Source organism: Streptomyces yunnanensis, from assembly GCF_029011865.1.
GTDB classification, from domain to species: domain Bacteria; phylum Actinomycetota; class Actinomycetes; order Streptomycetales; family Streptomycetaceae; genus Streptomyces; species Streptomyces yunnanensis.
Map to the genome: position 1 here is coordinate 4,693,737 of NZ_CP095749.1, position 13,854 is coordinate 4,707,590.

General features: G+C 73.6%; 11 protein-coding genes and 2 tRNA genes. 2 read left to right on the forward strand and 11 right to left on the reverse strand.

What is annotated here, in order from left to right; genetic code table 11:
• Window positions 1–7: 7 nt before the first annotated feature.
• The 4 genes from MOV08_RS20275 to MOV08_RS20290 form a co-directional block, all read right to left on the reverse strand.
• Window positions 8–2,308, reverse strand: a complete 2,301-nt coding sequence (locus MOV08_RS20275) for a glycosyltransferase family 39 protein (protein WP_275308427.1) — start codon at window positions 2,306–2,308, stop codon at window positions 8–10.
• Window positions 2,309–2,409: 101 nt separating this feature from the next.
• Entirely contained in the window at window positions 2,410–3,798 is a 1,389-nt protein-coding gene (locus MOV08_RS20280) for a bifunctional glycosyltransferase family 2/GtrA family protein (protein WP_275308428.1), read from the reverse strand.
• A gap of 104 nt (window positions 3,799–3,902) precedes the next feature.
• The gene (locus tag MOV08_RS20285; protein ID WP_039641215.1) at window positions 3,903–5,396 is read right to left on the reverse strand and encodes a sensor histidine kinase; all 1,494 of its coding nucleotides are present in this window, start codon (window positions 5,394–5,396) and stop codon (window positions 3,903–3,905) included.
• 138 nt (window positions 5,397–5,534) lie between these two features.
• On the reverse strand, window positions 5,535–6,365 hold the full coding sequence (locus MOV08_RS20290; RefSeq protein WP_275298614.1) for a response regulator transcription factor: 831 nt from the start codon (window positions 6,363–6,365) through the stop codon (window positions 5,535–5,537).
• 365 nt (window positions 6,366–6,730) lie between these two features.
• Here MOV08_RS20290 and MOV08_RS20295 point away from each other — a divergent pair, with 365 nt between their 5' ends.
• Window positions 6,731–7,276, forward strand: coding sequence for an NADPH-dependent FMN reductase (locus MOV08_RS20295; RefSeq protein WP_275308429.1), 546 nt, complete (start codon window positions 6,731–6,733; stop codon window positions 7,274–7,276).
• Window positions 7,277–7,364: 88 nt separating this feature from the next.
• On the opposite strand, the gene MOV08_RS20300 is transcribed toward MOV08_RS20295, so the two are convergent.
• From MOV08_RS20300 to MOV08_RS20330, 7 genes are all read right to left on the reverse strand, one after another.
• The gene (locus MOV08_RS20300) at window positions 7,365–8,252 is read right to left on the reverse strand and encodes an amidohydrolase family protein (RefSeq protein WP_420834300.1); all 888 of its coding nucleotides are present in this window, start codon (window positions 8,250–8,252) and stop codon (window positions 7,365–7,367) included.
• Between the two features lie 177 nt (window positions 8,253–8,429).
• Complete coding sequence (locus MOV08_RS20305) at window positions 8,430–9,368, reverse strand: DUF2797 domain-containing protein (RefSeq protein ID WP_275308431.1); 939 nt, start codon at window positions 9,366–9,368, stop codon at window positions 8,430–8,432.
• A gap of 341 nt (window positions 9,369–9,709) precedes the next feature.
• A complete protein-coding gene (locus MOV08_RS20310; RefSeq protein ID WP_275308432.1) occupies window positions 9,710–9,976 on the reverse strand; it encodes a hypothetical protein in 267 nt (88 codons plus the stop codon).
• Between the two features lie 686 nt (window positions 9,977–10,662).
• A tRNA-Arg gene (locus tag MOV08_RS20315) sits at window positions 10,663–10,735 on the reverse strand.
• A gap of 133 nt (window positions 10,736–10,868) precedes the next feature.
• Window positions 10,869–11,582, reverse strand: a complete 714-nt coding sequence (locus MOV08_RS20320; protein ID WP_275308433.1) for an HD domain-containing protein — start codon at window positions 11,580–11,582, stop codon at window positions 10,869–10,871.
• Window positions 11,583–11,689: 107 nt separating this feature from the next.
• Window positions 11,690–12,703 (reverse strand): GlxA family transcriptional regulator, encoded by a 1,014-nt coding sequence (locus MOV08_RS20325; RefSeq protein WP_275308434.1) that lies wholly within the window; start codon window positions 12,701–12,703, stop codon window positions 11,690–11,692.
• Window positions 12,704–12,891: 188 nt separating this feature from the next.
• Window positions 12,892–12,982 (reverse strand) — tRNA-Ser (locus MOV08_RS20330).
• A 266-nt stretch (window positions 12,983–13,248) separates the two neighbouring features.
• On the opposite strand from MOV08_RS20330, the gene MOV08_RS20335 reads away from it, so the two are divergent.
• A complete protein-coding gene (locus tag MOV08_RS20335; RefSeq protein WP_275308435.1) occupies window positions 13,249–13,776 on the forward strand; it encodes an SSI family serine proteinase inhibitor in 528 nt (175 codons plus the stop codon).
• Window positions 13,777–13,854 lie beyond the last annotated feature (78 nt).

The window sequence follows — 13,854 nt, forward strand, 5'->3', positions numbered from 1 at the left end:
CGCCGCGTCAGGACGCCTTTCGCTGGGTCAGGTCGTAGAAGGTGGCATCGCCGACGGTGACCTTCTTGAAGGTCTTCTCGATCCAGGCGCTGATCTGGGACGAGATGCCCCGCTCCCCCGGACCGCCGCCGAAACCGCCGGCCTGCTTGCCGCCCGCCTGCTTGCCGCCCGCCTGCTGACCACCCGTCTGCTTGCCGCCGGCGCCGCCCCGGTCGGTGCGGCCGGCGGGGAAGCCGTCCCGCCCGCCGGCGATGAAGTAGTGGATCTTCCCCTCCGCCACATAGCGCTGGAACTGGGCGAGGGTCGGCGACGGGTCGCTCCCGTTGAAGCCGCCGATCGCCATCACCGGCTTCTGGGTGGCCAGTTGGTAGCTCGCGGCGCTCTGCGAACCGATCGCCGCGGCGGCCCAGGTGTAGTGGTCGGCGTTCCGCTCCACCAGGCGCTTGGCCCGGTCGCTCACCGAGGCGCCGTCGAGCAGACCGCCCATGCCGCCGGCGCCGCGCATCCGGCCGGCGCGCTCGCCGCCGCCACCCGGCTGGCCGGGCCAGCCGCCCATCCGCCCGGCGCCGGGGAAGCCCTGGCCCCCGGGGAAGCCCTGACCGCCCGGGAAGCCCCGGCCCGCGGAGCCCCGCCCGCCGGTGGTGCCGCCCGGCACGGCGCCCTTGCCGCCGCCCCGCCCGAACATCCGGCCCGGGCCGCCGCCGAAGCCCCGGCCGCCCTGGACCGCCGGGCCGGCGGTGATGATCGAGCCGCCCTTGGGGGTGTTGATGGTGTCCAGGGTGTACGCGAGGGGCCCGGCCAGCGCCGTCGCCACCCCGAGCCCGGCCGCGACGCCGGCCACGACCCCGGCGCGCCGCCGCACCCGCGCGTCCGCCCCCGCCGACAGCAGAAGTCCCAGCGCCGCCAGCAGTCCGAGCACCAGCACCGTCCAGCGCAGCCACGGCAGCCACTGCGGCGACCGGTCCAGCAGGACGTACGACCAGGTCGCCGTCACCGCGGCGACCCCGGCCAGCACGCTCCGCGCCACCCACCCGCCGCGCCGCCACACCAGCACCGAACCCATGCCGACCAGCGCCGCGATGTACGGGGACAGCGCGATGTTGTAGTACTGGTGGAAGATCCCGGACATGAAGCTGAAGATCGTGAAGGTCATCAGCAGCGCGCCGCCCCAGACCAGGAACCCCGCCCGCTGGGCCGCCTGTTCGGCGGCGACCGCGCGCCGCGCCCGCCACAGCACGCACACCGCCACCACCAGCAGGATCAGTGCGGCGGGCAGCAGCCAGGAGATCTGGCCGCCCATGTCGGAGGAGAACAGCCGGGTGATGCCGGTCTCGCCCCAGCCACCGCCCCGGCCGCCGGCCCCGCCGTGGCCACCGCCGACACTGCCCCGCTCGTTGCCGTCGATCCGCCCCAGGCCGTTGTAGCCGAAGGTCAGCTCCAGGAAGCTGTTGGTCTGCGAACCGCCCACATAGGGGCGCGCCGACGCCGGCAGCAGTTCGACGATCGCCACCCACCAACCGCCGCTGACCACGAGCGCCGCCCCGGCCAGCAGCAGCTGCCCCAGCCGCTTGCGCACCGCGACCGGCGCACAGCACGCGTAGACCACCGCCAGCGCCGGCAGGATCAGCCACGCCTGGAGGGTCTTGGTGAGGAAGCCCAGCCCGAAGCAGACGCCGGCCAGCACCAGCCACTTCGTCCGACCCGCCTCCAGCGCGCGCAGCACACAGGCGACCGCGCAGACCATCAGCAGGCACAGCATCGCGTCGGGGTTGTTGAAGCGGAACATCAGCGCGGCGACCGGCGTGAGCGCCAGCGCCCCGGCCGACAGCAGTCCCGCCGCCGCCCCGAACCGGCGCCGCACGGTCGCGTACAGCACGCCGACCGTGGTGACGCCCATCAGCGCCTCGGGCACCAGGATCGCCCACGAGTTCAGCCCGAAGAGCCGTACCGAGAGCTCCATCGGCCAGAGCGAGGCCGGCGGCTTGTCCACGGTGATGGCGTTGGCCGCGTCCGAGGAACCGAAGAAGAACGCCTTCCAACTGACGCTGCCCGCCTGGACGGCGGCCGAGTAGAACTGGTTGGCGTACTTGGACGCCGAGAGGTCCCACACGTAGAGCGCCGCCGTGACCGCCAGCAGCGCCAGCAGCGCCGGCCGGGCCCAGCGCGGGTCCGCCGGCCGCCCCCGCACGATCCGCCGGACGAGACCGGGCCGCGCCGGGGACTCTCCGGGGACGGTCTGCGGGCCGGCCGACGTGCCGGCCTGCGAACCACCGTCCGGCGCGTGGTGCGCCGCCCTCTCCGGGGCCATCGACTGCTCCTGATCTGTGGGGGCCTGCGGAGTGTCGCCCTGTTGCGCAGAGCCTGGGCGGGACGGACGGGACGGGCGGGGCGGAGGGGAGGGACGGGGGCTCATCGAGCGCTCCTGCTGAAGTCGTTCCGGTCGTACGGGTCTTGCGGGTCTTGCGGGTCATGCGGCGCCTGCCGGGCCTGCGGGTCTTCCGCGCCGCGCGCCTCGGTCGCCTCGGGGTCCTCCGCCGCCCGCCGCTCGCGCTCCGGGAACACCCAGGCGCGGAAGAGCAGGAAGCGCAGCACCGTGGCCGCGAGGTTGGCGGCCACCAGCACCGTCAGCTCGCTGGCGTGCGAGGGGCTGACGGTGGCGGTGTCGAGGGCCGCCAGCGAACCGCTGGTCAGCGCCAGTCCGATGGCGAAGACCACCAGGCCCTGCGCCTGATGGCGGACCGCCCGCTCCCGCCCCCGCACCCCGAAGGTCAGCCGCCGGTTCGCGGCCGTATTGGCCAGGGCCGACACCAACAGGGCCGCGGCGTTGGACGCCTGGGGGCCGACGCCCAGCCGGCACAGGGAGTAGAGGCCGAGGTAGAGCAGCGTGCTGAGCGCCCCGACGACGGCGAACCCGACGACCTGCCGGGCCAGCCCGCCCGGCACCCCGGAGAGCTGCCGGTCCCGGGGATCCTCGCCGAACGGCCGGGCGAGCCGGTCCAGCGGCAGCGCGCCGGTCGCCAGCGCCCGCCCCACCCGCCAGACGCCCTTGAGGTCGTCGGTCGCGGTCCGCACCAGGTGCACGGTGCTGTCGGGGTCGTCCACCCAGTCCACCGGCACCTCGTGGATGCGCAGTCCGGCGCGCTCGGCCAGCACCAGCATCTCGGTGTCGAAGAACCAGCCGGTGTCCTCGATCAGCGGCAGCAACCGGCTCGCGACATCGCCGCGGATCGCCTTGAAGCCGCACTGCGCGTCGGAGAAGCGCGCGGCGAGCGAGCCCCGCAGGATGAGGTTGTAGCTGCGGGAGATGAACTCGCGCTTGGGCCCGCGGACCACCCGGGCGCTCCGGCTGAGCCGGGACCCGATCGCCAGGTCCGAATGCCCGGAGATCAGGGGCGCCACCAGCGGCAGCAGCGCGTTGAGGTCGGTGGACAGATCGACGTCCATATAGGCCAGCACCGGCGCCTCGGACAGCGACCACACCGTGCGCAGCGCCCGCCCGCGCCCCTTCTGCTCCAGCCGCACGGCGGTGACATGGTCCATCCCGTCGTCCAGCCGGGCGGCGATCCGGGGCGTGTCGTCGGTGCTCGCGTTGTCCGCGATGGTGATCCGGAACCCGTAGGGGAAGGTGCGGGTCAGGTGGTCGTGCAGCCGACGCACACAGGACTCCAGGTCCTTCTCCTCGTTGTAGACGGGGATCACGACATCGAGGACGGTCTCGATCTGGCCGAGGCGCAGATGCTCACGTGGTGGCAGGGAACCCAGCGGCGTCGAGGTCGGGGTCGGCGGAGGCGTCGTCATGCCCACGACGTTCGCCAACCGGCCTGTCACGGCCGTGTGGTGAAGCTGTGGGCCGCCTGTGAGCCGCTACGGGCGGACGGACCCGGCCCCCGTGCCCGCCCCGGCTACCGGCGCCCCGCCTCCGGCAGCGTCACCGTGAACACCGTCCGCCCCGGCCCGCTCGCCACCGCGACCGTCCCGCCGTGCGCGGCCACCACCGCCTCCACGATGGCCAGCCCCAGCCCCGTACTGCCCCCGCTCCCCGCGGCCCGTGAACGGGACGCGTCGCCCCGCGCGAACCGTTCGAAGACGTGCGGCAGCAGCGCGGCCGGGATGCCCGGACCGTCGTCCTGGACCTCCAGCAGGACCGCGTCGCCCGTGCCGCCACCGGGCACGGCCCCCGGGCCGCCACCGCGCGCCCGCCGCACCGCCCGGACCCGGGCCGTCACCGTCGTCCCCTGTGGCGTGTGCGTCCGCGCGTTGGCCAGCAGGTTGACCAGGACCTGGTGCAGCCGGTCGGCGTCCCCGCGGACCAGCGCGGGCGCGTCCGCGTCCGGCAGTTCCAGGCGCCAGCGGTGCCCGGGCCCGGCCGCCCGCGCGTCGCTCACCGCGTCCACCACCAGCGGCGAGAGGTCGACCGTGGCGTGGGAGAGCGGGCGCCCGGAGTCGAGCCGGGCGAGCAGCAGCAGGTCCTCCACCAGACCGGTCATCCGCTCCGCCTCGGACTCGATCCGCCCCAGCGCGTGCCGGGTCTCCGGCCCGGGCCGCTCCGTCCCGCGCCGGGTCAGCTCGGCATAGCCCCGTATCGACGCCAACGGGGTGCGCAGCTCGTGACTGGCGTCGGCGACGAAGCGCCGCACCCGCGTCTCGCTCTCCTGCCGCGCCGAGAGCGCCGAGCCGACGTGCCCCAGCATCCGGTTGAGCGCCGCCCCGACCTGCCCCACCTCCGTACGGGCGTCGGCCTCGGCCGCCGGGACGCGCACGTGCAGCGCCACCTCGCCCTGGTGGAGCGGGAGTTCGGAGACCCGGGTCGCGGTCGCGGCGACCCGCCGCAGCGGGCGCAGCGCGATCTCGACCATGGCCGAGCCCGCGATCCCGGCCGCCACCAGCCCGGCCAGCGTCACACAGCACTCGATGAGCACCAGCCGGCCGACCGTGTCGTCCACCTCGTTCTGCGGCATCCCCAGCACCAGCGCGCCGTCCTTGGCGTACCGCACCCGGTACGAGCCGAGCCCGGGCAGGTCCGCGCTGTGCGCCTCGCCGTCCCGGGACACCGCGGCCAGCGCCGCGAGCTGCTCCGCGGTCAACGAGGTCAGCCGCTCGGACGGCACCCGGCTCTTCAGGCGGTTCAGCCGCGCACCGGAATCGAGCCTGCCGTCCGGAGCGATCCGCGCCCCCACCGTCCCGGGAGGCTGGCCGGGCATGGCGACGAACTCCAGCCCGCTGTCCCGCATCGGGTCGTGCGGCCACGGCCCCACCGCCCGCCCTATGCCGTCGACCAGCCGGTGGTCCAACTGCCCCTGGAGATACGAATGCAGCGCGATCGCGGTGACCGTGCTGATCACCGCTGCCACGACGGCGATCAGCGCCACCGCCGACACCACGAGCCGGGTGCGCAGCGTCCAGCGCCGCCGCGCCCGCCCGACGGCCCCGGCCCCGGCGGCCTCCGCGCCACCCTCGGTGGCCGCACGGTCGCCGCCGGCACCCGTCACCGACCCGCCGGCACCCGCCACGGACGCGGAAGACGCCACGACCCGCTACCCGGCCGGCTTGATCAGATAGCCCGCACCCCGCCGGGTGTGGATCATCGGCTGCCGCCCGACGTCGATCTTCCGCCTCAGGTACGAGATATACAGTTCGACGACATTGGCCTGCCCCCCGAAGTCATAGCTCCACACCCGGTCCAGGATCTGCGTCTTGCTCAGCACCCGCCGCGGATTCCGCATCAGGTACCGCAGCAGCTCGAACTCCGTGGCGGTCAGATGGATGTCCTGGCCGTCCCGCCACACCTCGTGGCTGTCCTCGTCCAGCACCAGATCGCCCACGGTCAGCAGCGACTCGCTGCGCACCGCGGCCGCGCCCGCCCGCCGCAGCAACCCGCGCAGCCGGGCCACCACCTCCTCCAGGCTGAACGGCTTGGTGACATAGTCGTCGCCGCCCGCCGTCAGCCCGGCGATCCGGTCCTCGACCGCGTCCTTGGCGGTCAGGAACAGCACCGGCACGTCCGGCAGCTCGTTCCGCAGCCGGCCCAGGACGGTCAGCCCGTCCATGTCCGGCAGCATCACATCGAGCACCACCGCGTCCGGCCGCCAGCTCCTGGCGCAGCGCAGCGCGCCCGCGCCGTCGCCCTCCGCCCGGATGTCCCACCCCTCGTAACGCAACGCCAGCGACAGCAGGTCCGCGAGCGCGGACTCGTCATCCACGACCAGCACCCGCACGGGACTGCCGTCGGCCCGCGACAACTCCGGCTGTTTGCCCGGCCCCTGGCCGGGTGCCCTGCCGGACGCCCCACCGGTCGCCCCCCTGGAGGACGGGCCCGAGGCCGGCGCACGGTTCACAGCTGAGGACGTCGACGAAGTCACGGTCATGGCAGGCAGCCTGACCTGGTCCTCTGAAAGCTCCCTTGCCGGTTTCTGTGAATCTCCTGAGAATCTCCCCTCCCTTCGGTCAAGGCCTCAACCGCCCCACGGGCCCCACCGGCCGCCATCCGCTCGACACCGGACCCCACGGGCGGACACCACACCCCTCACGACCGGTCTGGACCGCCCCCCGCGCGGCCCAGACCGATCACCATGTCCTCAGCATGACACCCCCCACTGACAATCCCCCTGACCTGCACTTTCACCCGAATCGACGGCACCAACGACACCTCCACCCGGCCCTTCCTCGGCCCTCCCTGGCCCTCCCCTGAATGCACTCCCGCCCCACCACCCCACCCCGTAACGTCATCCCCATGACCCGACTCCTGGCCCTCTCCGGCAGCCTCCGCGCCCGCTCCTCCAACGGCGCCGTCCTGCGCTCCGCCCTGGAACTCTTCGACGGCCCCACCGCCACCGCGGACATCGGCGCGCTGCCGCACTTCAACCCCGACCTGGACGGCGAGGACGCCACCCCGCCCGCCCCCGTCGCCGCCCTGCGCACCGCCGTCGCCACGGCCGACGCGGTGCTCCTCGTCAGCCCGGAGTACGCGCACGGCGTCCCCGGTGTCCTCAAGAACGCCCTCGACTGGCTGGTCAGCAGCGGCGAATGCGTCGACAAGCCGGTCGCCGTGATCACCGCCTCCCCGTTCCCCACCGGCGGCGACCACGCCAACGCCCAACTCCGCGAAACCCTGCGCATGATGACCGGCAACGTCATCGCGGACGCCTGCCGCGAGATCCCCGCCATCGGCCCGAAGATCGACCCCGGCGCCGAACGCGTCACCGACGAGCCCACCCTCGCCGACCTCCGCACGGCCATGGCCCACCTGGCCGCCGCGGCCACCAGCACCACCGCGTAGCCGGAACGGAACGCCCCCACCGGCCCGCCCCGCCCCGCGCACCACCCGCCGTCCTCCCCGTCCCCCGGCCCTCCCCCTCCGGCCTCGGCTACCCCACCCCGAACAGCCGCGCCCCGTTCCCGTAACAGACGGCCCGCAGCCACTCCTCCCCCAACTCCAGCCGCGCCAGCACCTCCAGCGCATGCGCGTACCCGTACGGGATGTTGGGGAAGTCGCTCCCGAACAGCACCCGGTCGCCCACGTCCAGCAGGCGCCCCCGCTCCGCCCTCGGGAACGGCGCGGCCTGCTCGACGAAGTCCGTCAAGGCCATCGTGGTGTCCAGGCAGACCCGCGGATACCGCGCCGCCAACTCCAGGAAGTCGACGTACTCCGGCATCCCCATGTGCGCGACGACCAGCCGCAACCGGGGGTGCCGGGCCAGCACCCGGGCGATCGGCTCCGGCCCGGTGTGCTTGCCCGGAACCGGCCCCGAACCGCAGTGGACAACCACCGGAACCCCGGCCTCCGCCAGTACGCCCCACACCGGGTCCAGCACCGGGTCCGTCGGGTCGTACCCGCCCACCTGCACATGCGCCTTGAAGACCCGTGCACCACCGGCGAGTTCCTCCGCCACGTACGCGGCGACGCCGTCCTCCGGGAAGAACGTCGCGGTCCGCAGGCAGTCCGGCGTACGGGCCGCAAAGTCCGCCGCCCAGCCGTTCAGCCAGCGCGCCATACCGGGCTTGTGCGGATAGATCATCGAGGTGAACGCCCGCACCCCGAAGCCCCGCAACACCGCCAGCCGCTCGTCCTCCTCGAAGCGGTAGGCGATCGGCCAGTGCCGCCCCACCAACGGCCCGGCGGCGTCGAAATACGCCCACACCTTCGCCATCACCCGCTCGGGCATGAAGTGCGTGTGCACGTCGATCAGCCCCGGCAGCCCAAGCCCCCGCCAGAACTCCCCGACCCGCCCGTCCCCGTCCCTGACCCCGTCCACCGCCACGAGCCCGCTCACGCACCCTCCCGCACTTCCGCTCGCCCGCCGGCCCCCGCTCACCGACTGCCGCACGGGCGCCCCGAGAACACCTCCCGGCCCATGCACCACACAACCCCCACCCCGCCCGCAGAACAACCCCCGCCGCAGACGAACCCCCGTCTCAGACGAACCCCCGCCTCAGAACAGCCCTTCCTGCTCCGCTCCCCGCTCGTCGTCCCCCGCCACGGGCCACCGCACCGGCGCCGTCGTCACCCGCCCCCGGGCCGCCCCCAGCACCCAACCCGACAGCAACCGCGCATCCAGGACGGCGACCGCCCCGCCCGCGCCGCCCTCGGCCGAGGCACCCCGCGCACCACCGGCCCCGCTCCCGCCACCGCCCCCACTCCGCAGCCGCAGCCGCAGATAGACGTCCGCCCCCACCCCGGCCACGACCTCCCCCACGATCTCCGCCCCGGCCGTCAGCCCGCCCAGCTCGGCGACCTCGCCCACCGGCGGAATCCGCGCCAGCCCGAACAGCTCCGTATGGTCCACGCACGCGAACGCCACCGGCTCCAACGTCTCCGGCCACCCCGCCAACCCCCGTGCCACCCGATGCAGTTCGCCCACCTCGGCGACCCGCTCCGGCACCGGCGGCAGCGCCCCGCGCGCCGCCCGCTTCGCCTCCTTCGCGAACCGGTCCGGCACCCCCAGCGCGCTCCCCAACAGCGCCTCCGCCCGCCGCGCCGCCATCAGCGGCCCGCGCCCCAGCCAGGCGTACGCCACCGCCCCCTGCTCCACCAGCCGCGCAGCCCCGCGCTCCGCCGCCGTGATCCCCACCTTCACCAGCCCCGGCCCGAAGTACGCCAGATAGACGCCGTACGGACGCGGATCATCGGCCATGGTGTCCGCCGCCACCGACCGCGACCGGTCCAGCTGCGCACACCGCGGGCACTGGTCCTTCACCCCCTCGCCCTCCAGCACCGCGCCATACGGGCAGACGATCCACCGCCCGGCCCGCCGCACCCCCAGGCACCGCCGCTCCCCGACCGCCCCGAACGCCAGCGCCCGCCCCGGCGGCAGCGGACTCACCCGCTCGGCGCCCCGCTCCGCGCAGTACCAACCGAGCCGCTGCCCCAAGGCCCCCGGCTCACCGCCCGACCACCGCGGTCCCGTACATCGCCACACACCGTCAGCGTACGACCGCCCACCGACACCCCCCCCTGCCAGCAGCCGAGAGCGCCCACCCGCCGCACCCCCGTCCCGCGCCTCTGCGAACGGGTCCACCGAGCGGTCACGGGCCCTCCCACCACACCGGCAAGATCCCCGATGCTCTTCCTGCCGACCACCTGTCCGCGCGCCAGGACAACCACGCCATCCACCAACTGCCCCACCTCAGCCAGCTGCTGACGAGAGATCAGGAACGGCCCCAACGACCCGAGCCGGATCGCGCGCTGAGCAGCGCCGCCCCCTGCTCCACGTCACCCATGCGCCAACCAGGTCAGCAGCCCGAACACCACGAGGAGCCCGAAGGCGAACACCCCGCCGACACCAGGGGACTTACGCCGCGCCGCGCACCACACCGCCATACAGACCGGGGCCACCCAGCCGCAGCCGTACAGAATCCACCCCACTCGCACAGCGGCCTCGGATCGCACGACAACGAACGCCACAAAAGCAGCCATACAGAAAACCGCCGAAGAGCCCCACATATTGTCGGACACCATCCGCTCACGCGTCTTCTTCATTCCCACCCCACCCTCACCTTATTTCCATTCCACACCGAATACCCCTACCCCTCAAAAACAAAAGAAACAGCCCCCGGAAGCCGGGGAAAACACGCCCCCACCCCACCCCTCGGACCACCTACGGACGAGACAGCCCGCCAGCCGACGCATCAGGGACGACATCCGGCACTCGGCTTCACCACCGGCGACGCAGCCGGGGCCACGGCCTGCAGCCCGACCAGCTCCGCCACGAAAAGCGGGGCAACGGCCGCGACCTCCCGAATTTCGACGGCACCGACAACAGGAGCAGCAGCACCAGGGAAATACCGGCCGCAGCAGCGGCCGCCCGCAACCCTGCGAATGCATTTGTGCCGCACGTACGCATTCCCCCTGCACCCGAGGGAGAGAACGACAAGCATTCCACTCGGCGCGGAATCCGAAACGCCCCCGCCCCTTCTCTCCCCTAAATCTTCGCCCGCCCCATCGACACCATCAGATCCGGGCGAACTGACGCAACGTTAGGCCACACCCCAAGCAAGATTCAAAACCGAAGCCCACCACCCGGAGAACCAAAACCCCTCCGGCACCCACCCCGACCCGCACCCTGACCGGCGCCGCCCCTCGACGACGACCGACGCCGACCACCCCACCATCAACGCAAAAGCCGGAGGCCCTGTCGATCACTCGACAGGGCCTCCGGCTTACTGTGCGCTCGGCAGGATTCGAACCTGCAACCTTCTGATCCGTAGTCAGATGCTCTATCCGTTAAGCTACGAGCGCTTGGCTTTCCGGCGGTTTTTCTTGCCGGTCGGCGTTGCGGGAACAACATTACATGACCTGCGCCGTTAGGCGAAATCCGATTGCCGCACCCGCTCTGACCTGCGGAAACGCCCCTGCGCCCGGGTGTGGGGGATCAGGCCGGCCAGGGGGAGTCTTCGATGATCTGGACGAAGTTCGGGCGGGTGTAGTCCGCTTCGAAGCGGTCCAGGACGTCCGCCTTGACGTTGCCGAAGGTGGTCTGGGGGCGGTGGGCCAGCCCGGCGTGGAAGGCGCGGAGGATGTGGCGCTTGAAGTCGGGGCGCGGGTGGGCGGCGACGACGGCCTCGCGGGTTTCCGGGGGCAGGGTGTCGTAGCCGATGCCGAGGACGTCGAGTTCGACGCCGGCCGTGACGAGGGCCACGTCGGGGGCCATGTGGTGCGGGATCTCCGGGGTGGTGTGCAGGGCGATGCCCTCCCAGACGAGGCGGGCGCGGTCCTCGGGGATGCCGCGGGCGATCAGGAAGGCGCGGGCCTCGTCGGCGCCGTCGAGTTCGAAGCGCTGCTGGGAGGTGCGGAACTTCTCGGTCAGGCCCAGGTCGTGGAAGAGGGCGCCCACGTAGAGCAGCTCGGGGTCGAAGGCCAGGTTGTGGCGCAGGCCGTGGTGGGCGCCGAAGAGGTAGACCCGGTGGGAGTGGTGGTAGATCAGGTCGTCGGTGAGGTCGCGGACCAGTTCGGTGGCCTCGCGGGCCAGCCGGCCGTCCGGGACGGGGATCCCGGCGAGGGCGCGGGACGACGCGGTGGAGGGGACGGAGGGGGCGGAGGGGGCGGAGGGGGCGGAGGGGCCGGAGGCGGCGCTGTTGGTGTTCATGGGGGAAGCCTCGCCCGGTGGGAGTGGCCGGCGCCCGGTGTGTACGGGCCGGGCGGCCCACAGATCGGGACATGGGGGTAGGGACACGCGGGCGGTGCCGGCCGTGATCAGCGGGCGGTGGTGTGGAAGCGGGAGCGGTAGGCGGAGGGGGTCACGCCCAGGCGGCGGAGGAAGAGGCGGCGGAGGGACTCGTCGCTGCCGACGCCGGTCCGGCGGGCGGTGACGGTGACCGTCTCGCCGTTCGCGAGGAAGGTCTGGGCGGCCTCCAGGCGCACCGCCTCGACGTAGCCGGCCGGGGTGGTGCCCAGGTGCTCGCGGAAGAGCCGGGTCAGATGGCGGGGGCTGAGGCCGGCGCGGGCGGCCAGCGCGGTGTTGGAGTGGTCGGCGGCCGGGTCGGCGGCGATCGCGTCCAGGAGGGCGCGCAGCGCGTCGTGGCGGGGCCGCGGTGTGCGGGCGGGCACCGAGAACTGCGACTGGCCGCCCGGCCGCTGCATGAAGACCACCAGGTCGCGGGCGACCTCCCGGGCCAGGTCGGGGCCCTCGTCGGCCTCCACGAGGGCCAGGGCGAGGTCGATGCCGGCGGAGACCCCGGCGGAGGTGAAGAGGTCGCCGTCCCGGACGTAGAGGGCGTCCGGGTCGACGGTGAGGGCGGGGTGGCGGGCGGCGAGGGTGGCGGTGTGGCGCCAGTGGGTGGTGGCCCGCCGCCCGTCCAGCAGCCCGGCCCCGGCCAGGGCGAACGCCCCGGCGCAGACGGACGCGACCCGGCGGGAGCGGCCGGCGAGGGCGCGGACGGAGTCCAGCAGGCCGGGCGGGAATCGGCCCTCGGCGAGTTCCTCGGCCCCGGGGACGAGGACGGTGTCCACGGGGCCGGCGGTGTCCGGCACCGCCGCGTCGACCGCCAGGCGGGTGCCCGAGGCGGTGGTGACGGACCGGCCGTCGGGCGAGCAGATGTGGATCTCGTAGCGCCCACCGAGGCGGGCGGCGGCGCTGAAGACCTCCAACGGGCCGGTGACGTCGAGCAGTCGGGCGCCCTCGAAGGCCAGCATCACGATGCGGCGGGGAGCGGGGCCGCGCCCCGCGGACGCGGTCCGGGGCGGCGGCGTCGACCTCGGCAGGGGCATGACGATCAGCGTAGGACCGCGGAGGTGGAGAGGAGAGGAAGGGAAGGGAGGGGAAGGGAGGGGCAAGCGACGGGGGAGCGAGGCGGCCCGGGCCGGCCGGGGTGGGCTTGGCAGTCGGGGCAGGCGGGGCAGCCGGGGAAACAGATCGGGCCCGGTCGTGATGACCGGGCCCGGGTGTTACGCAGGAGCGGAGGCGGAGGGATTTGAACCCTCGATGGGCGTTAAAACCCAAACCGCATTAGCAGTGCGGCGCCATAGACCGGACTAGGCGACGCCTCCACACACCTCACACGCGCGAACGCGATGTGGCGTGGACAGATGATGACACAGCTCCAGGGCCTGTCACCAATCGCCCCCTACGGTACTAGGCCCGTGGCCTACCCGGCAAAGACGTTCCTGCGGCGCAACGTCGGGGGCGGCGACGCGTTAAAGAGGCGGGGCGGCACCGATGCTCATGTGTCGTGCGCCCCCGGTGCGTACGGATCGCGTACCGCCGTCCGTCCCGTCCGGGCCCCGCCGCCCGCACTCGCCCCCAGGAGCCCGTGATGTCCCGTCGCCGGATCCCGTCCCGGTCGCTGTCGCTGTTCGCCGCCGCCGCGGCAGCCCTGTGCGCGGCCCCCGCGCTCGTCGCGGCGCCGGCCGCCTCGGCCGCCCCGCTCCCGCTGCCGTACCACCACGACGTCCTGCCGTACCTGGGCCACCTGGCGCCCGATGCCCTCGCGCACCGGCCGGCCGGGCGGCGCGGGGACCACCTCACGATCACCGTCCGCCACTCCGGTGCGGGCCGGACGGACGGCACGTTCGAGCTGTACTGCCACCCGCGCGGCGGGAACCACTTCGACGCCCGGCACGCCTGCGACCGGCTGGACCGGATGACGCGGTGGGGCAAGGACCTGTTCGCCCCCGTGCCGCAGGGCGCGCAGTGCACGATGATGTACGGCGGTCCGGCGCAGGCGCACGTCACCGGGACCTGGTCCGGGCGCCGGGTCAACGCGGACTTCCGGCGCACCAACGGGTGTGAGATCGAACGCTGGGGCCGCTTCGAACCCATGCTCCCCAAGACCGTTTCCTGACCCGGTTCGTGCCGCAGTAGCGCGCCAGGTCAGGACGAGTGGGCACATGTCGGGCGTGCGGTGAGTCGCGTCGGGCCG